The 19,751-nt window shown below is 35.0% G+C and carries 15 protein-coding genes; 12 read left to right on the forward strand and 3 right to left on the reverse strand.

The features are described from left to right. Positions 1-6: 6 nt before the first annotated feature. From coaBC to ACFQ1K_RS09535, 12 genes are all read left to right on the forward strand, one after another. Positions 7-1,218: a bifunctional phosphopantothenoylcysteine decarboxylase/phosphopantothenate--cysteine ligase CoaBC gene (gene coaBC, locus ACFQ1K_RS09480; protein WP_320556016.1), complete on the forward strand. Its 1,212-nt coding sequence runs from the start codon at positions 7-9 to the stop codon at positions 1,216-1,218. Beyond that, positions 1,211-2,098 (forward strand): type IX secretion system protein PorD, encoded by an 888-nt coding sequence (gene porD, locus ACFQ1K_RS09485; RefSeq protein WP_320556015.1) that lies wholly within the window; start codon positions 1,211-1,213, stop codon positions 2,096-2,098. Before coaBC ends, porD begins: the two co-directional genes overlap by 8 nt. Before the next feature lie 78 nt (positions 2,099-2,176). Then, a complete protein-coding gene (gene recN, locus ACFQ1K_RS09490) occupies positions 2,177-3,829 on the forward strand; it encodes a DNA repair protein RecN (RefSeq protein WP_320556014.1) in 1,653 nt (550 codons plus the stop codon). 39 nt (positions 3,830-3,868) lie between these two features. Beyond that, positions 3,869-4,684 carry an enoyl-ACP reductase FabI gene (locus ACFQ1K_RS09495; RefSeq protein WP_320556013.1) on the forward strand — a complete coding sequence of 272 codons (816 nt, stop codon included), beginning with the start codon at positions 3,869-3,871 and terminating at the stop codon, positions 4,682-4,684. Between the two features lie 69 nt (positions 4,685-4,753). Continuing rightward, positions 4,754-6,505 (forward strand): FG-GAP-like repeat-containing protein, encoded by a 1,752-nt coding sequence (locus ACFQ1K_RS09500; RefSeq protein WP_320556012.1) that lies wholly within the window; start codon positions 4,754-4,756, stop codon positions 6,503-6,505. A gap of 18 nt (positions 6,506-6,523) precedes the next feature. Beyond that, complete coding sequence (locus ACFQ1K_RS09505; protein ID WP_320556011.1) at positions 6,524-8,242, forward strand: FG-GAP-like repeat-containing protein; 1,719 nt, start codon at positions 6,524-6,526, stop codon at positions 8,240-8,242. 141 nt (positions 8,243-8,383) lie between these two features. Beyond that, entirely contained in the window at positions 8,384-10,981 is a 2,598-nt protein-coding gene (locus ACFQ1K_RS09510; protein WP_320556010.1) for a T9SS type A sorting domain-containing protein, read from the forward strand. Between the two features lie 74 nt (positions 10,982-11,055). Next, entirely contained in the window at positions 11,056-12,060 is a 1,005-nt protein-coding gene (locus tag ACFQ1K_RS09515) for a glycosyltransferase (RefSeq protein WP_320556009.1), read from the forward strand. Beyond that, entirely contained in the window at positions 12,061-13,017 is a 957-nt protein-coding gene (locus ACFQ1K_RS09520) for a hypothetical protein (protein WP_320556008.1), read from the forward strand. A 4-nt stretch (positions 13,018-13,021) separates the two neighbouring features. Further along, positions 13,022-13,612 carry a dephospho-CoA kinase gene (gene coaE, locus ACFQ1K_RS09525; RefSeq protein WP_320556007.1) on the forward strand — a complete coding sequence of 197 codons (591 nt, stop codon included), beginning with the start codon at positions 13,022-13,024 and terminating at the stop codon, positions 13,610-13,612. Between the two features lie 66 nt (positions 13,613-13,678). Then, the gene (locus ACFQ1K_RS09530) at positions 13,679-15,247 is read left to right on the forward strand and encodes a sensor histidine kinase (protein ID WP_320556006.1); all 1,569 of its coding nucleotides are present in this window, start codon (positions 13,679-13,681) and stop codon (positions 15,245-15,247) included. Positions 15,248-15,256: 9 nt separating this feature from the next. Further along, positions 15,257-15,970 carry a response regulator transcription factor gene (locus tag ACFQ1K_RS09535; protein ID WP_320556005.1) on the forward strand — a complete coding sequence of 238 codons (714 nt, stop codon included), beginning with the start codon at positions 15,257-15,259 and terminating at the stop codon, positions 15,968-15,970. 35 nt (positions 15,971-16,005) lie between these two features. Here the strand turns inward: ACFQ1K_RS09535 and miaA are convergent, their stop codons facing one another. Genes miaA through ACFQ1K_RS09550 form a run of 3 tightly spaced genes read right to left on the reverse strand, consistent with a single transcriptional unit; the run spans position 16,006 to position 19,749 of the window. Then, positions 16,006-16,908, reverse strand: a complete 903-nt coding sequence (gene miaA, locus ACFQ1K_RS09540) for a tRNA (adenosine(37)-N6)-dimethylallyltransferase MiaA (RefSeq protein ID WP_320556004.1) — start codon at positions 16,906-16,908, stop codon at positions 16,006-16,008. Then, complete coding sequence (locus tag ACFQ1K_RS09545) at positions 16,901-17,770, reverse strand: ion transporter (protein WP_320556003.1); 870 nt, start codon at positions 17,768-17,770, stop codon at positions 16,901-16,903. Before ACFQ1K_RS09545 ends, miaA begins: the two co-directional genes overlap by 8 nt. 26 nt (positions 17,771-17,796) lie before the next feature. Beyond that, positions 17,797-19,749 carry a DUF3857 domain-containing protein gene (locus ACFQ1K_RS09550; protein WP_320556002.1) on the reverse strand — a complete coding sequence of 651 codons (1,953 nt, stop codon included), beginning with the start codon at positions 19,747-19,749 and terminating at the stop codon, positions 17,797-17,799. Positions 19,750-19,751: the final 2 nt, after the last annotated feature.

Below are 19,751 nucleotides of genomic sequence, written 5' to 3' on the forward strand. Positions count from 1 at the left end.
CCTTAGATGTCTATTCTAAGAGACAAAAACATTTTATTGGGCATTACCGCAGGTATTGCCGCATACAAGTCCGCCAGTTTGGTGAGACTATTCATTAAAGCAGGCGCTAACGTTAAAGTTGTTATGACGCCTGCTTCTAAAGACTTTATTACCCCTCTCACACTTTCAACATTATCAAAAAACCCTGTATATTCCTCATTTGTAGATGAAGACGATGACAATGCGGTTTGGAATAATCATGTAGAATTAGGTCTTTGGGCAGATTTTTTTGTCATTGCCCCAGCAACAGCTAATACGTTAGCAAAAATGGCCAATGGGGTTTGTGACAATATACTTCTGGCAACGTATCTTTCTGCTAAATGTCCGGTGTACTATGCTCCAGCCATGGATTTAGATATGTATAAACACCAGTCTACAAAAATGTCTTTTAACAAATTGGAATCTTATGGTAATGTTATGATTCCAGCTGGTACTGGTGAATTGGCGAGTGGTTTAATTGGTGAAGGTCGTATGGCCGAACCAGAAGATATTGTAGATTTTATTGAAAAAGATATTTTAAATCAGCTGCCATTACATGGGAAAAAGGTACTGGTTACGGCTGGCCCTACATACGAAGCTATAGATCCTGTGCGTTTTGTTGGTAATCATTCTAGTGGAAAAATGGGTTTTGAAATCGCTAAAGCTGCTGCTAATCTTGGAGCTAAGGTTATCTTAGTTTCAGGACCTACACATCAAACCATTACTCATAGCCAAGTTGTTTTAAAACCTGTAATGAGCGCACAAGAAATGTACAGTGAAGTGCATAAACATTTCGAATCTTCTGACATAGCTATTCTCTCAGCGGCTGTGGCCGACTACAGGCCAAAAAATGTTGATTCCAAAAAAATAAAAAAGAAGGATTCAACGTTTACTATAGAGTTAGAGAAAACCAAAGACATCTTAAAATCTTTAGGAGAAATAAAGAAACAACAGTTCCTCGTTGGTTTTGCATTAGAAACCAATAACGAGCTTGAACATGCAATGGAAAAGCTTAAATCAAAGAACCTGGACTTAATCGTTCTTAATTCCTTGCAAGATAAAGGTGCGGGATTTGGAGTGTCAACAAATAAAGTTACATTTATAACATCCTCTAACGATGTTATTAAAAACCAGTTAAAATCCAAAGCTGAAGTTGCTAAGGATTTACTGCAACAGATCTTAAAACAACGAAATGCGTAGAATAGTATTAGTATTGGCTTTTTTGTCTTCAACCTTTGCTTTTTCGCAAGAGTTGAATTGTACGGTGAGTGTCATTGCCCAACAAACAGGTAACGATAATAATGTTGTTTTTAGAACATTAGAAAAGCAACTCAACGAATTCATTAATAATACCAAATGGACGGATCAACCTTTTGGTGTAGAAGAGCGCATCAATTGTAGTATGGTTATTAATGTTTCAAACTACGAAAATGACAGTTTTAGCGCAACGCTACAGGTATCATCCTCAAGACCGATTTTTAATTCAACGTACAGTTCGCCAGTTTACAACTATAATGATAGAGACTTTAATTTCAAGTATTTAGAATTTCAGAATTTGGTCTTTAACCCACTTCAATTTGAATCTAACCTTGTATCTGTGATTTCTTTTCATGTTTTTATGATTCTGGGAATGGATGCAGATACCTTCACCCTAAACGGAGGCGACGAGTATTTTGCTCAAGCACAGACCATTGCCAACTACTCCCAACAGCTTAATGGACAAGGCTGGAAGCTCGAGGATGGGTTACAATCGCGTTTTGCTTTAATTGATAATTTATTGTCTCCTACCTTTAAGGAAATCAGGTCTACTATGTATACCTACCATAGAGAGGGTATGGACGTTATGGCTGAGGACACAAAAAAAGGTAAATCAACGGTTATAGACACGTTATCCGAATTGCAAAAAATTCATAGAAGACGCCCAAACTCATACCTCATGCGTGTATTTTTCGATGCAAAATCAGATGAATTAATGGATATACTTTCTGGAGGACCGAGTGTAAATATTACTGAGGCAGTTGATATTTTGAACAAAATTGCGCCAATGCACTCCCAGAAATGGCGTAAAATTAAGTTCTAATTATTCATTTATTTTTTTGATTTCTCATTCTTAACTTGATGCAGAATCAATACTTTTGTATATCATAATACTTAATTTGTGCTTACATCACTTTACATAAAAAACTATGCGCTAATTGATGAGCTCAATGTTCAGTTCAACAATGGATTAACCATTATTACTGGCGAAACTGGTGCTGGAAAATCTATTTTATTGGGTGGCTTATCGCTTGTTTTGGGGAAACGTGCAGATTTGAGTCAAGTAAAGAATAAGGACGAAAAATGTATCATTGAGGCAAGCTTTGACATCGCCAACTACGACTTGAAAAACCGTTTTTTGGATTTGGACTTAGATTATGATGTACAAACCATCATTCGGCGAGAAATATTGCCATCAGGGAAGTCTCGTGCCTTTGTAAATGATACTCCAGCAACATTGGATAGTTTGTCCTTGTTGAGTTCAAGCCTAATAGATATCCACTCTCAGCATCAAACGCAACAGCTTATTGAGAACGAATACCAATTTAAGGTTATTGATGCTTTAGCGGATAATAAAGTATTATTGAACGATTACAATACTCATCTTCAAGAATATAAAGGCAAGCAAAAGACATTAACAGCTTTAAAGGAAGACAAAGCTGAGATGATAAAGGAATATGACTATAATTTGTTTTTACTTAATGAATTAAGTGATGTAAAATTGGAATCCATCCGTCTGGAAGATTTAGAATCCCAATACGAGCAACTTAATAATGTTGAAATTATTGGTGAGAAGTTAGCTAATGCTAAAGCCATCCTTACTTTGGATGATCAAGGTGTCATAGATCAGTTAAATACACTAAAACAAGAACTTAATAAGATATCAAGTTTTGGTAAGGCCTATGAAGCTTTAGCTGAAAGAATCGCAAGTGTTCATATAGAGTTGGATGATGTTCTTTTAGAGTTAGATGATTTAGAAGAGGGACTTTCTAACGATCCTCAAGAATTAGAACATATTAGTGATCAACTTCAAATCATCAATAACCTTTTTCATAAGCATGCGGTGACGCAAATTGAAGATTTGATTAGCATAAAAAATGAGCTAGCATCTAAAGTGTCTAATACGGAGAATCTAGACGATACAATAAAAAAGACTGAGGAGGACTTATTGAAACTGGAGGGCAATCTGAATAAAATAGCATTAGATATAAGTAAAAAACGAAAAGCAGTTGTACCGACTTTAACCCAAAAGCTGGAAGGTATGCTGTCTGAATTGGGCATGCCAAACGCTAAGTTTAAATTCCAATTAACGGAATCAGATAGTTTCTTATCTAATGGAAAGGACAATTTACAGCTATTATTTATGGCTAATAAAGGGTCTAACTACAACGAATTAAAAAAATCGGCATCGGGTGGTGAATTGTCTAGAATTATGTTGGCTATAAAAGCGATATTATCCGAGTATATTCAGCTACCTTCCATTATGTTTGATGAAATTGACACAGGGGTTTCGGGTGAAATTTCAAATAAAATGGGAGATATTATGAAACAAATGAGTGGGAAAATGCAAGTCTTTACAATTACACATTTACCACAAATTGCTGCAAAAGGTAATTCTCATTTCAAAGTTTTTAAATCAGATAAGAACAATAGTACGCATACAGACTTGAAGCGTCTTGATGAAGAAGAACGCATTGTAGAAATTGCGCAGATGTTAGGTGGAGTGAATATTACGGAATCTGCAGTGGCGCATGCCAAACAATTATTGAATTAATACTATATTTACATATTAAAACTGACTAAATAATACACTATGTATAACTTACTTAAAGGAAAAAAGGGAATCATATTTGGAGCACTTGATGAAAATTCAATCGCTTGGAAAACAGCAGAACGTGTGCATGAAGAAGGTGGTGAATTTGTACTGACCAATGCACCAGTCGCTATGCGAATGGGACAAATTAATGCATTGGCAGAAAAAACGGGTTCACAAGTTATTCCAGCTGACGCAACATCTGAAGAGGATTTACAAAACCTGGTCGAAAAATCAATGGAGATTTTAGGTGGTAAAATTGATTTTGTTTTACATTCAATAGGGATGTCTATCAATGTTAGAAAAGGAAGGCATTATACAGATCAAAACTATGATTGGACGCAAAAAGGAACAGATGTATCCGCAATGTCCTTTCACAAGGTCATGCAAACACTCTATAAGGCAGATGCAATGAACGAATGGGGAAGTATTGTTGCTTTAACTTACATGGCAGCACAACGTGTATTTCCTGATTATAACGATATGGCAGACAATAAGGCGTATTTAGAAAGTATTGCCCGTAGTTTTGGATATTTCTTTGGTAGAGACAAAAAAGTTAGGGTAAATACAATATCACAGTCTCCAACACCAACTACAGCAGGTAGTGGAGTCAAAGGTTTTGACGGTTTTATAGCTTACGCAGAAAAAATGTCCCCATTAGGTAATGCAACCGCTATGGACTGCGCCAATTACACGGTGACGCTCTTTAGTGACTTAACTCGTCGTGTAACCTTACAAAATCTTTATAATGATGGTGGATTTAGTAATATGGGAGTAAGTGATGCTGTTATGGAAACATTCACAAAAGATATGTAGATATTTTGATTATAACGCAATTATTAAGGCATAGCTGTTAAATAGCTATGCTTTTTTTGTTAAATTCATATGAATCTTATATTTTCATCATCATATATAAAATATGATTTTGAGGTTATGAGATATGCATGGATTTTGATTTTGATGGTATTTAATGGTGCGGTCGCACAAATATCATTTGCAGAAAGTTCACAGCAAGTAGGTATTTTAGCAAGTTGCGGTTACACATTTTTGGGTAATGGGATTAGTTTCTACGATTATGATAATGACGGTTGGGATGATATTACTATTGCTTCGGCTAATGGTGATCCCATCTATTTCTACAAGAATATTAACGGTAATTTCGTTGTACACAATCTAAATGTAGTTACTGAAAACTTAAGTGCTAAACAGGTCAATTGGGTTGATATAGATAATGATGGAGACCATGATTTATTTATAACAAGTGATAATTCTGGAGTAAAACTATATGAGAATTTAGGCAATATGATCATGCAAGATATCACTGCGTCTTCAGGGATGCTTCCAGATCAATTGCCATATTACGGTGCATCTTGGGGCGATTATAATAACGATGGATTTTTAGACGCTTTTGTTAGTATAAGAGACAATTTCATTCCAAACATTCTTTACAAAAATAATGGAAACAAAACTTTCACTTTAGCCAATACAGAGGCTGGTTTGTTGAGTACAGGATACATGTCCTTTTGTTCTGCTTTCTTGGATTACGACAATGATGGAGATCAGGACATCTACGTATCTAATGATAAATATACCAACCGTAATTTAATGTACAGAAATAATGGAGATGGCACGTTTACAGAAGTCGCTCAAGAAACTGGAACGGACATCAGTATTGATGCCATGACCGTCACGGTTGGGGATGTTAATAAAGACGGGTGGTTAGATATGTATATCACGAATGATCCCAATGATAGCGTACTATTTGTCAATAATGGTGACGGTACATTTACGGATATGGCACAGTTATATAATGTTACTTTTAATAGTACGGGATGGAGTGCTGTATTTCTTGATGCCGATAATGATATGGATTTAGACTTGTATGTTAGTGGTGAAAATAATGGTAGTATTACAAGTCAGTTATCATCTGCATTTTATCAAAATAATAGTGATGGCACATTTAACTTAAACAATGCTGCCGTTCCAAATGATTTTGCTTACAGTTATGGTAATGCGATTGGAGATACAGATAATGATGGTTATCCGGAAATTGCTGTTAATAATATAAGTCATAGCAATATCTTTTTATGGAAAAATAATACACCAGATACAAATAATTGGTTGAAAGTTAATCTTGAGGGAACAGTAAGTAACAGACAGGGTATAGGCTCGTTTATCGAGATTTCCATTAATGGAGAAAAGCAATTTAGATATACACATTGCGGCGAGGGTTACCTGTCACAAAATTCTCAATCGGAGTTTTTTGGAGCGGGACAAAACACCACTGTTGATTATGTTAAGGTGACCTGGCTTAGTGGCATTGAGGATATACTATATAATGTCCCGGTAAACCAAACCTTAAGTATAGTTGAGGGCTCAACATTGTCTATTCAAGACAATGACCTAGTATCAAAGATGACATATAATAACCCTGTAGATGAAATTTTAAATATTACTTCACAAGATAGTATAAGCGACTATAAGATCTTTGATGCCTTAGGAAAGGAAATTTTATCGGGAAAGAGTAGCGGAAGTAATCTTAGCATAAACGTTAAGCACTTAAAACAGGGGCTTTACTATGGTTGGCTTAAAACTGAAACCGGATTTACAAAAACCCTTAAGTTGTTAAAAAACTAGATATTTATTTAATAAATAATGGAATTAAGAATTATAATTTTAACAGTTCTCATTCTAAATCTTAAGGAGGTTAACTGTCAGATAAACTTTCAGGACCAGGCTTCAGCTCGCGGAGCAGGTGCATCTTGTGGAATCATAGATTATGGTGGGGGAATTTCTTTCTTCGATTATAATAACGATGGCATGGATGACATAACAATAGCTACTGAAGATGCTCAAAATCTTATAATTTTAAAGAATATATCGGAAGGGTTTTTTATTCCTGAAACAAACTTAGTGCCAATTAATACGTTTCAGCAAAGACACCCAGCTTGGGTAGATTATGACAATGATGGTGATTTTGATTTATATGTCACTAGTGATACTGGTGGTAATAGGCTATATGAAAATAATGGTGGAAACTTAACGGATGTAACTGTTGAGTCAGGATTACCAATGCCAAACATACTTACTTTTGGTGCCTCTTGGGGAGATTACAACAATGACGGCTTTTTAGATGTGTTTTTAAGTAATAGAGATGTCAATTTTCAAATTCCAAATTATCTATTTAAAAACAATGGAGATGGTACGTTTTCTAATGTAAGTGAGATTGCTGGAATAGGAACAGAAAGCCATTTATCGTTTTGCTCTGCTTTCTTTGATTATAATAATGACGGTTGGCAAGATATTTATGTGGCTAATGATAAAACACAAACACAAAACTTACTATATCGTAATAACGGTAACGGTACTTTTACAGAAGTTGGGGAATCCTCTTATACCAACATTTCGATTGATGCTATGAGCACAACTATAGGAGATTATAACAATGATGGTTGGTTTGATATTTATGTTACTAATGGATTAGATGGCAATGTACTGTTTAAAAACAATGGAGATGGTACGTTTACCGACATGGCTACCATCTCTGGCACGACGTTTAATAGTGCTGCGTGGGGTTCGGTTTTTTTAGATGCTGAGAACGATGGTGATTTAGACCTTTATGTAAGTGCGGAATCTGATGGTACGGTATCTGGGCTTTTATCATCAGCTTTCTATGAAAATCAAACTAACAATACATTTTCCTTATTAAATAACGGGAGTTTTAATAATGATAACGCACAGAGCTATGCTAATGCAATTGGTGATATTGATAATGATGGTTACCCTGAAATTATCGTTAACAACTCCAACAATGATGATTTATTTCTCTGGAAAAACCAAACCACACAAAATAACAACTGGTTAAAGGTGAAATTAGAAGGTACAACGAGTAATAGACAAGGTATAGGTTCTACTATAGAGATTAGTGTTAATGGTCATAAGCAATATAGGTATACGCTATGTGGGGAAGGTTATTTGGGACAAAATAGTGGCACTGAATTTTTTGGTATAGGCTCAGATACAGTGATTGACTATGTAAAAGTTACTTGGCTTAGTGGTATCGAAGATATACTGTATAATGTCTCAGTAAACCAAACGTTAAATATTGTTGAAGGCTCTAACTTGTCTATCAATAATTATGAAAATGATGGTATTAGTATTTATCCCAATCCAACAGATAATTATTTAAATGTTAAAACCAATGAAATAGGTGATTTTTCATTCCGAATCTTTGATCTAAGCGGTAGGCTTATAAAGACTGGTAAAATCAATAAAAACAGGAAAATTGATATTGGTGATATATCTTCTGGGCACTATTTTATCAAATTACAAAATCAAATCAACTATAACGTTTTGAGCTTTTTGAAGAATTAAATTTGACATTTTTTTCGTGTAATCAGTCCATTGTATTTCAACGATGTTTTATGTTGTTTATCGATTTGCTATGTATGCCTACTGTTATTGGAAAATATTAATATATTTTTAACATATTACTAACTTAAAATTTAAACTTATATGAAAAAAATTACAATTAATGTTTTTGTAATAATGTTCATGCTTGGGACGTTTGTGGGTATTTCACAAACGCTAAATCAGCCAGCAAACTGGCCTAATGCAGGTTGGACATTATCAGGAACTTACAATCCGGCCGGGCTTTTATCTGATCCATCAGGTGCTGGAGCAACATTTACATTTGATGATGATGCTGCAGGAAATGGTAATGTCGATATGGTTATGGTGACATCGCCAGTCATAGACTTAACAGCTGCCTCCGGGGCAGGTGAAACTTGGATCACCATTAGTGGTGCTTTCACCTATTATGCTCTAGGTGGCGATGTTTTGGCTATTGAAGTTTATGATGCCGATGCTATGACATGGTCGCAGCTTTATCAATTTGCGGGCAATACAACAACGGTTTCAAATTATCAGAATTGTACGATTTCTGAGGCTTACAGCACCCCAGTGTTAGATATCTCTGGGTTTACTCCAACACAGTTATCCGGTTTTCAATATCGTGTGTCTTACGATGACGTTGGTGGATGGCAATATGGATTTTGTGTAGAGTCTCCAACAATAGTTTCTGCGACTCCACCTTCTTGTATTGATCCTTCTGCATTAACTGCTACTAGTGTAACTGATACTACAGCAGATTTAGGTTGGACAGAAAATGGTACAGCTACGGTTTGGAATGTAGAACTTGTAACTAGTGGTACGCCAGCAACAGGAACACCTACAGCTTCAGGTGTTGCTAATCCTTACCCGGCTTCTGGTTTAATGGCTGAAACGGCTTACGATTTTTATGTACAAGCAGATTGTGGTGGAGCAGGAACATCAAATTGGGTTGGACCATTTACCTTTACAACAGCATGTGCACCTATTGCGGCGCCTTACGCAGTAGATTTTGAATCATTTACGGTTTCAACTGCTCCATTTAGTTCTGAAAACTGTTGGTCAGGTTCAAACACAGGTTCTAATTATTATTGGGAATCAGCAGCGGGAACTGACACCTCCTCAGGTGGTACAGGGCCAGATCCGTCGATTACTACAGGAAATTATTTCTTTACAGAAGCATCGGGCTCTTCAGTAGGTGATATCGCAGAATTAGTATCTCCATTGGTAGATTTAACAGCGCTCACAACACCGGCATTAACTTTTAACTACCATATGTTTGGTGCTGAAATAGGTACTCTAGACGTATTGGTAAACGGAACTGATAATGTATGGACACTTTCTGGCGAGCAACAGGCAACAGCAACTACCCCATGGGAATTGGCGGTTGTTGATTTATCTGCTTATTCAGGGCAAAATATTACAATAACTTTGAGAGCAACAGGAGCTGGCACTTTTGAAGGAGATATAGCTATTGATAATGTAGCTTTTACAGAGTTGCCTGCTTGTCCGACACCTAATGCTTTGTCAGCTACGAATATTACTGATACAACTGCTGATTTAGGATGGACAGAAAATGGCACTGCTACTGTTTGGGATGTTGAACTTGGTTTAGATGGTTTCACACCAACAGGTACACCGACGGCTGCAGGCGTAGCAAATCCTTATCCTGCATCGGGCTTAACTGAGAATACAGCTTATGATTTTTATGTTCGTGCAAGTTGCGGTGGCGGTGATTTTTCAGCATGGGCAGGTCCTTTCTCATTTACAACCTTAGAAACTTGTCCTACACCTTCAGCATTGACAGCAACGAATATTACTGAGACTACAGCTGATTTGGGTTGGACTGAAAATGGTACTGCGACCTCATGGAATATTGAGATTGTAGATGTAACAGCAGGAGGTACAGCTACTGGTACACCAACAGCAACTGGTGTAACAAACCCATACACGGCTATGGGCTTATCAGGAGACAATTCATATCAGTACTATGTGCAGGCAGATTGTGGTATTGATGGCGTTTCTGCATGGGCAGGTCCGTTTGCTTTCTCAACTCCATATGTTGCTGTACCACCAGATTGTACTAATGGAATCTTCTTAGATTCAGGAGGACAGAGTGGTAACTATTCAGATAATGAAAACATAACTTATACTATTTGTCCGGATAACCCAGGTGATGCTGTTACAGTAGACTTTACATTTTTCAGTACTGAGAATAATGGTGCTTCAGCATGTTATGATGGTTTAACCATTCATGATGGTCCTGATAACACTGCACCAACAATTGATCCACCTGGTGGTGGCACAATATGGTGTTGGGACAGAAATGATACGCCAGCTGCAGGTACAGGAGATTTACAAGGTATGATGATTACATCAACTGATCCTTCTGGTTGTGTGACTTTCGTATTTACTTCTGATGGTTCTGTTCAAAGACCAGGTTGGGTAGCAAATGTATTTTGTAACCCATTAAGTATTGATGATATACAAGACGAAGCTGCGTTTACGTATTACCCTAACCCAGTACAAAATACATTAACTTTAAACGCTCAAAACACTATTGAGAACGTGACAATGTATAACATGCTAGGTCAAGAAGTGTTAAGAGCTACTCCAAACACTGTTGATAGTGAATTAGATATGTCTAGCTTACAAGATGGTACTTATTTTGTTAAAGTAACCATTGCTAATACGACTAAAACCATTAGAGTAATTAAGCAGTAACTTAGATTTACATAAATAATCAAAAGCCACCTCTTAAGGTGGCTTTTGTATTTTCTTTAGTTACATTTGTAGCTGTGGAAACATTGTCTTTTTCTTTTATAATTCCTGTGTATAACAGACCAGAGGAGGTCAAGGAACTCTTAGAGAGTTTCATGGCTTTAGAAGGTGATTTCAATTTTGAAATAGTAATCGTAGAAGATGGCTCCTCCATACGGTCAGAAGATATTGTCACTAATTTTAGTAAGGAACTCAATATCGCTTATTTCTACAAGGAAAATTCTGGTCCAGGGGATTCTCGAAACTTTGGGATGAAGAAGGCTAGTGGAAATTATTTTATCATATTAGACTCAGATGTTATTTTACCTTCTAATTATTTGTTAGAGGTAGATAATTTTCTGTCAAAAACGTATTATGATTGTTTTGGTGGTCCGGATGCGGCGCATCCATCTTTTTCAAATCTGCAAAAGGCCATTAACTTTGCCATGACTTCTTTTATAACCACGGGAGGCATTAGAGGTGGTAAAAAACAGGTAGAAGATTTTCAGCCACGAAGTTTTAATATGGGACTATCAAAAAAGGCATTTGAAGAGTCTGGTGGTTTTGGGAAAATTCATCCAGGTGAAGATCCCGATTTATCATTGCGATTACAGCACTTGGGTTATAAAACAACACTAATCAAAAATGCGTTTGTGTATCACAAGCGTCGTATATCTTGGACTAAGTTTTATAAGCAGGTACACAAATTTGGGTTGGTACGGCCTATTCTCAATCAATGGCACCCTAATTCAACAAGTTTAGTGTATTGGTTTCCTACGGTCTTTATATTGGCTTTTATTTTAGCTATTGCCCTAAGTGTTTTAGGAGTATTGTTACCACTATATGTATTTCTTTCGTATTTTATCATAGCATTTTTTATGGCATTTTATGTGAATAAAAATATTATTGTAGCGTTGTTAGCTTTAATTGCCATTGTGGTCCAATTTTTTGGTTATGGTTATGGTTTTTTATGGAGTACCCTAAATATTAAAATCTTAAATAAAAAACCTGAGGAAACCTTTCCTCAGTTATTTTTTAATTAAATGAATTCAAAGAAAAGAACAAGTATTTTTAGTCATTTGAAAAGGCGTGATGTCAAACGCTTTAGCATTTTTATGACTATTGCCTTTGTGTTCTTGATTTTCTCGAAACTAACCAACGACTACAGGCAAAGTATAAAACTAAAGATAGACTTAAACGATTTGGCGGAAGAATTCGTCATAAAGAATGACTCTTTAAACTCCATAGATGTTTTGGTAGAGGCAAAGGGTATAGTGTTGGTCCCTTTTATTTTTAAGGATTATGAGACTATAAAAGTTGATGCGAATAAAGATGTCTATATAAGTACCAATGCTATTGTGTTTGATGTACAAAAGAATAAATTTTTAATAGCCAATCAATTGGGAGCTTCATACAAGATTCTTACGATGAAGCCAGATTCCTTAGTGGTCCCATATTCAAAACGAGCATCTAAGTACGTACCACTTCTCTTAAATGAAACCATTAAATATGCTCCTGGCTTTGATATAAAAGGGACCTTCGAATTCAATATGGATAGTGTTAAGATTGTTGGTGCTGAGGAAAGGATCAAGGACATTAATGCTCTGGAAACTCAGAATTTAACCCTAACCAATGTCAATTCCAATATTAATGAAACTTTAGGGTTAGTGACTATTGATGGGGTAGAAGTGTTTCCTAATTCAGTTAGGGTTAGTGCAGAAGTTAAACGCTTTACAGAAGGCAAAATTGAAGTTCCGGTAACCTTAGTGAACAATTCAGAAGATGTCATGATTAATTATTTTCCTAAAACAGTTTCTTTATCTTATTATGTGGATTTAGAAAGTTTTAATTTGGTGACAGCCTCAGATTTTTTGGTGGAATGCGATTTTAGCGAGATTGATGAAAAACAAGCATTTCTCGAGCCCAAAATCACAAAACAGCCAGACTTTATAAAACGCATAAGTATTAAGCCAAAGCGAATAGATTTTATAAAACTATAAATTGATGATCATAGGTTTAACAGGCGGAATTGGTAGTGGGAAAACGACAATAGCCAAGTGGTTTGAGTCTAAGGGTATACCTGTTTACATTGCAGATAAAGAGGCGAAGGCTTTAATGAACCGTTCTAAAGTTATAAAAAGAAAGCTTATTGCACTTTTTGGTGAGTCTGCCTACATAAACGGAAAACTGAATAGAGACTATATTGCCTCAAAAATTTTCAACGAAAAGTCATTGTTAACCAAAATGAATGCTATTGTTCACCCAAAAGTAGCTTCGCATTTTAAGCATTGGTTAAAGAAACAAAATGCTCCCTACGTTATTAAAGAAGCTGCCATTATTTTTGAGAATAATTTAGAGCATCAATACGATTATATAATTACCGTAGTAGCCGATAAAGAATTAAGAATAAAGCGCGTTATAGATCGCGATAAGGTTAATAAAAGCAAAGTTGAATCCATAATGAATAATCAACTTTCTGATAAGGAGAAAATCGAAAAATCAAACTTTGTCATTGAGAATAATAATCTAGAAGATGCTAAAAAGCAAGCTCAAACAATTCACGAGTTTTTAGTCAAAAAAGCAGAGCAATCGTAATACTTCTATTGTTAATGTAAGGTTAAACATAATTTGTTCTAAATGTTAAAATGTTAAATTTGGCTGATGAGTAAAAAACTATTCATCTTATTGGTGGTTTTAATGAGCCTTTCGCTCATAGGAATAATCTTTGTACAATCATTTTTTATAAACAACAGTTTAGAAAATGAGGAAAAGAATTTTACATTAAGTGTAACGCGAGCACTGAGTTTTGTATCAAGAGATATTCAGGATTATGAGATCAGAAAGTTTTATGGTTTAATACAGCCCTATATAGCTAATAACAAAGAACCAGATTCAACTGCCATTAGACAATTGTACATTACGACTGAAGATGAAGTCAATGACCGAACCATCATTCACCGTAATACAATTTTGGAAGAGCGTTTTAAAGTGCCCTCCTTGTTCTTTGAAATAGATACAGACAGTATAGATATTAGCAATTTTACCAGTGAACGTACAACTGATTACTTTGACAGGGGAACCTTGGATGGTAATATAGGCATAAAGCCTACAAAAACGCTTGTTGAATTTTCTAATTTATCTGAAATTGATAAAAAGGCTTATGAGGACTCTTTTAAAACCTTATTGCGAGAAGTACCTATCTATAAAAGGGTTACGGCATTACAAGTTGAAACGCTTCTTAGAAGACAGCTTAGTGACGAAGGAATAGACTTAGATTTTGAGTTTGCCATATATGACGATGATTTAGCCACCAAAGTACAAACAAGAAACTTTAATAAGAGTAATGCGTACTATGGTATTCCCATTTTCCTAGATACCAATAATGAAAGTAATTATAAGCTTTGGGTAGATTTTCCTAATCGAAAAAAATTTCTGTTGTCATCAATATTAAAAATGATCGTATTATCGATTGTCTTCACAGGAGTTATAATACTCGCCTATTCGAGTGCTATTTACCAATTGATTAGACAACGCCAAATATCTCAGATAAAATCAGATTTTATCAATAATATGACTCATGAGTTTAAAACGCCAATCGCTACAATAAACTTGGCGTTGGATGCCATAAGGAACCCAAAGATCATAGAGGATAGGGAAAAGGTAATGCGTTACCTAGGAATGATTAAGGATGAGAATAAACGAATGCATGCACAGGTAGAAAATGTATTGCGTATATCTAAACTAGAAAAAAATGAACTTAACATTAGTAAGGAACGACTAAAGTTGCACGACTTAATAGAAGATGCCGTGACCCATATAGAATTGATTGTTGAAGACCGAAAAGGTTATGTGAAAACCCACCTTGATGCGGCAAAATCATCAGTTTTGGCAAACGAGTCTCACTTTACAAATGTGATAGTAAATATTCTGGACAATGCTGTTAAGTATTCAGATAATGAGCCAAAAATAGACGTTTATACCGAAAATATTGGAAATAATATCATCTTAAAAATTGCCGATCAGGGTAATGGAATGTCTAAACAAGTGGCTAAACGTGTGTTTGAGAAATTTTACAGAGAGCACACAGGAAATGTACATAATGTTAAAGGACATGGGCTAGGATTAGCCTATGTAAAACGAATAGTAGAAGACCATCAAGGTCATATATCAGTAGAAAGTGAAAAAGGAAAGGGCAGTACTTTTATAATAAAGTTGCCGTTAATATCATAAAAACGAATCATGGAAGAACAAAACAAGAAAATTCTTTTGGTAGAAGACGATCCAAATTTTGGAACTGTCTTGAAAGATTATTTAATGATGAACGATTACGACGTGGTCCATGCCAAAAATGGAATGGAAGGTTTTGAAAAGTTCAAAAAAGACGATTACGATCTTTGTATTTTAGATGTCATGATGCCTTATAAGGATGGCTTTACATTGGCTAAGGAAATACGGGAAAAAAATACAGATGTACCAATTATATTCTTAACGGCTAAAGCCATGAAAGAAGATGTACTTAAAGGTTATAAAGTTGGTGCAGACGACTATCTTAATAAGCCCTTTGATAGTGAAGTACTTTTAATGAAGATTAAAGCCATAATGCAGCGAAAGGCTACGGATTCTGTAGCGGATAGTAAGCAATTTGAGTTTAAGATTGGACGTTTCGATCTTAATTCTAAGCTTCGATTTTTGCGATTTGATGGCGGAGAACCCACAAAATTGTCACCAAAAGAAAATGAGCTACTGCGCTTATTGGCATTGCATGAAAATGATTTGATGCCAAGAGAATTGGCATTGACAAAAATTTGGAGAGACGATAATTACTTTACGTCGAGAAGTATGGATGTGTATATTGCCAAACTTCGTAAATATTTAAAACCAGATCCGAAAGTTGAAATTTTGAATATTCATGGCGAAGGTTTCAGGCTGGTTGTCAATGATAAAGAACAATAAAAACAAAATCCGATATTTCTAAATATCGGATTTTTTTATAACTGTTCTTTTATATAGTCAGTAATGGCTTTGATATCATAGTCATAATCAAACCACTTTATCGATTCATTTTTTCTGAACCAAGTTAACTGACGCTTGGCAAAACGTCTTGTATTTTTCTTAATCTCGGAAATGGCAAAGTCAAGTGTCCATTCTTTTTCAAAATATTTAAAGAGTTCTTTGTAACCCACAGTATTTAAAGCATTTAAATCCTTATATTTTAATAAGGCTTCTACTTCATCTATCAATCCATTCTTTACCATAATATCCACACGTTGGTTAATTCTTTCATAGATGAGGGCTCTTTCAGCGTTTAAACCTATAGTGATAGTTTTAAATGGTCTAGATTTGTCTGGATTTGTCAAAAATGAAGAATACGGTTGTCCCGTACCAATGCAGACCTCTAAAGCTCGTAACACGCGCTGTGGATTATCAAGGGCGATAGCTTTGTAAGTTTTAGGGTCTAAATGCCTTAACCGCTCTTGTAGGCGTTCTAAACCGTTATCATCTAGTTCTTTATTTAATTCTAGACGAATGTTTTCGTTAATCTCAGGAAAGTCATCCAAGCCTTTGGTAACAGCTTTTACGTAAAGACCAGAGCCACCAACCATAATGGCAATATCGTTAGTTTTGTGGATAGCCTTGATTCTTGAAATAGCATCTCGTTCAAAATCACCAACGCTGTAACTGTCTTTTATAGAGATATGTTGGATGAAATGATGCTTTGCCGCTTGCAGTTCTTCTTTAGAAGGTACAGCAGTCCCTATGCTCATTTCTTTATAAAACTGACGGGAATCCGCTGATATAATTTCGGTTTTAAAGTGTAGGGCAAGTTTAATGCTTAAAGCTGTCTTCCCGATAGCAGTTGGGCCAACTATAGAAATAAGAACTTTAGTCATGATGAAGTTTGCATCCACATTTGTGACAGTAGATGGCATCATCTTGATGTTTCTCTGCCAAACAGTTTATACAGCATTGTGAGTTTAGGACAACAGTTTTTAATTGCTCGTGCTCTTCATCAGAAATTTTTTCTTTAGTACTTGTTGCTTTGGTATATTCAGCAGAAACAATGCCTGTTGGTACCGCAATAATACCATATCCCATAATCATAATAATGGCCGCAATAAACTGTCCTAGTGGTGTTACCGGAGCGATATCCCCAAAGCCAACCGTGGTTAAAGTTACGATACACCAATATACACTTTTGGGTATATTGGTAAAACCACTTTCCGCTCCTTCTACCAAATACATAATGGTTCCAAAGATTATTGATGCTATAAGTACGGCAAATAAAAAGACCGAAATCTTTGCTTTACTTGCTTTGATGGCATTACCTAACTGGTTGGATGCACCAAGGTAGCGTGCTAATTTTAAGATTCTAAACACCCTCAATAACCGTAAAGCGCGCAATGCCACTAAGGCATGTGTGCCCACAAATATAAGGGACAGGTATTTAGGTATTGTTGCTAGGAAATCTATAATACCATAAAAACTAGTGATGTATTTAATGGGTTTATTTACTGTTATAATTCTGAGAATATACTCAATAGAAAATAGTACGGTGATGATCCATTCACTATTGTTGAGTAAGTCATGATATTTATTATCAATACTACTAACACTTTCTAGCATTACCAATATAATACTAGCAAGGATGGCAATAAGTAAAATCACATCAAATAATTTTCCGGCAGGAGTGTCTGCTTCATAAATTATTTCATGTAGTTTGGTTCTCCAATTATGCTTGTTTTCTGATTTCACGTACTAAAAATACAAAAAAGTAGATATTAAACCTTTTGAAGAACTACCATAGTATTATTTTGAGTTTTAACTACATTATTCATAAATAACTTAAGAGCGTCATAATATTCTGGTCCGTAAATTGCTTTATCAAACTTCACTTTAAAGAATAGGGTCAATATATCATCGGTAAGATCAATATTAAAAACAAACGAACCTGTTTGGTTAGGAAGTATGATATTTGCTGGTTTTGGTAATTCTAAAACTTTCAAATTATCTCCTAGGTCTATACTTAGTGTGTATGTATAAGAATCCTTATACCCAAAATCTATTGGATAAGTGCGCTCCTGCAGTTTAAAAGGGTTTACCTCAAAGAATTTTATAATAAACGGGTTCAGATAAATTTTATCAGCAATTAATTCTGGTTCCAATGTAAATTCAATTTTTTCTTGAAAATTGGCGCTATCCATTCCAGAATCTACAATATCATGCTTATTGATATTTATAGATTTATAATCATTAACTCTACTTTCTTTAAGGGTAAATGGATTTTGTTTATATGCGTTCTTTAGATCGTGTGCATGATATCTTGAAAATTTACTGCCTAGTAAGCCATTGAAACCGTTACTTGTGAATGAATTGAGATGTATTCTATGGGATATAGTTGAATAATCTTCTACGACAATATCCTCCCAGTAACTTCCATCTTCGAAGTCCATTAGCCTTCCATATTGGTTCAAGCACCGAAATGGTAATTCTCCAAAGGATAAATAAGGCTCTGTGGCATCTAAAAAGTAATCTTTCTCATCTATAATTACTTTTAATATTAAATAATTGAAATCTGTTAAAACCGGATAAATCTTTGTTGCTAACCCTTTACCTCTAGTAGAAATCATCAAAGGGTAAACTTTATAGCCCTCACTTGTTAGAAGATTTTCTAGTAAAAGGTTAATCTCAAAGGCACTTCCGATTTTCTCCTTAACTAAATTCTTAACTGATACATCGTACCTATCGTATTTTTCGTTCCATTTATAATGGTCTAAAACAAACTGATAAATAGCTTTGGCTTTTTTAAGTTTATCACTAATGGAAGAAATATCATTTGGAAGTACTTTCTTTACGAGACTTTTTCTACTCACCTGTCTTCCAAAATCAGCATCTGATTTTAGTTCTTTATCTACATCTTTCCAGGTTTTTGAAATTTTATCTTTTCGGCCATCGAAATAGACAATCTCATTGAGTTCATACTCTATTCTAGAAATATAGTTATAATCCGTGGTCGTATATCCTTCAGGTTTATAAGCAGGGATATCTTTCATTACATACTTGCTAATGGTACAATCTGCAGATCCACCACTACCAACTTCAAGACAATTACGTTGTAATTTAATATCGTTAACACTTAACGGAATACTGCCTACTAATTTTACATGATAATTATAAATGGCAGGTATACTGGTATTATATTCGCTATAAAGTACAGGGTTTGAGCTTTGAAAATACCAAGGTTGATATTTTGCTATAAAACGGGATCTTGTTTCATAACTAAAGGTAATTACGCTGCCAACTTTAACATTGGGCAATACAAACTTTACTAAAGTATAATTCTCGTTTTCTTCTTCAAAAATTGCACTTTGCTTTAATTGTGTTCTGATAATTTCATTATTTTCTAAATTATAAGTGGTGCCTCTAATATCTTTTATTCTTTCTTTAGAAGATTTTCCTTTGTATAATTTTATTTCAACAACACCTAAGTCAACACCTTCTTTTCTTAATATTTTTATTTTTTGTTTTACTTGGCATGTAAGCCAGAATGTTTCCTTATCTATATAGGAATTGCCATAATCATAAATTATTAATGCATTTGCAGTAGAGTCTTTTGCGTAAGATGTAAGCTCCAAATCACTTTTTGTAACCTGCATGTCAATATTATACTTTTGGGCAAGACATACGAAAGTAGTCAATGCGAACGCAATGATTGTAGTTGTTGTTTTTGTCATTT

The organism is Winogradskyella aquimaris (genome assembly GCF_042676105.1).
Lineage (GTDB): Bacteria > Bacteroidota > Bacteroidia > Flavobacteriales > Flavobacteriaceae > Winogradskyella > Winogradskyella aquimaris.

What these genes read in the sequence shown, in the direction of transcription:
- coaBC (WP_320556016.1), top strand. Translation starts at nt 7, where the DNA reads ATGTCTATTCTAAGAGACAAAAACATTTTATTGGGCATTACCGCAGGT.
- porD (WP_320556015.1), top strand. Translation starts at nt 1,211, where the DNA reads ATGCGTAGAATAGTATTAGTATTGGCTTTTTTGTCTTCAACCTTTGCT.
- ACFQ1K_RS09495 (WP_320556013.1), top strand. Translation starts at nt 3,869, where the DNA reads ATGTATAACTTACTTAAAGGAAAAAAGGGAATCATATTTGGAGCACTT.
- ACFQ1K_RS09500 (WP_320556012.1), top strand. Translation starts at nt 4,754, where the DNA reads ATGAATCTTATATTTTCATCATCATATATAAAATATGATTTTGAGGTT.
- ACFQ1K_RS09505 (WP_320556011.1), top strand. Translation starts at nt 6,524, where the DNA reads ATGGAATTAAGAATTATAATTTTAACAGTTCTCATTCTAAATCTTAAG.
- ACFQ1K_RS09510 (WP_320556010.1), top strand. Translation starts at nt 8,384, where the DNA reads ATGAAAAAAATTACAATTAATGTTTTTGTAATAATGTTCATGCTTGGG.
- ACFQ1K_RS09520 (WP_320556008.1), top strand. Translation starts at nt 12,061, where the DNA reads ATGAATTCAAAGAAAAGAACAAGTATTTTTAGTCATTTGAAAAGGCGT.
- coaE (WP_320556007.1), top strand. Translation starts at nt 13,022, where the DNA reads ATGATCATAGGTTTAACAGGCGGAATTGGTAGTGGGAAAACGACAATA.
- ACFQ1K_RS09530 (WP_320556006.1), top strand. Translation starts at nt 13,679, where the DNA reads ATGAGTAAAAAACTATTCATCTTATTGGTGGTTTTAATGAGCCTTTCG.
- ACFQ1K_RS09535 (WP_320556005.1), top strand. Translation starts at nt 15,257, where the DNA reads ATGGAAGAACAAAACAAGAAAATTCTTTTGGTAGAAGACGATCCAAAT.
- miaA (WP_320556004.1), bottom strand. Translation starts at nt 16,908, where the DNA reads ATGACTAAAGTTCTTATTTCTATAGTTGGCCCAACTGCTATCGGGAAG.
- ACFQ1K_RS09550 (WP_320556002.1), bottom strand. Translation starts at nt 19,749, where the DNA reads ATGACAAAAACAACAACTACAATCATTGCGTTCGCATTGACTACTTTC.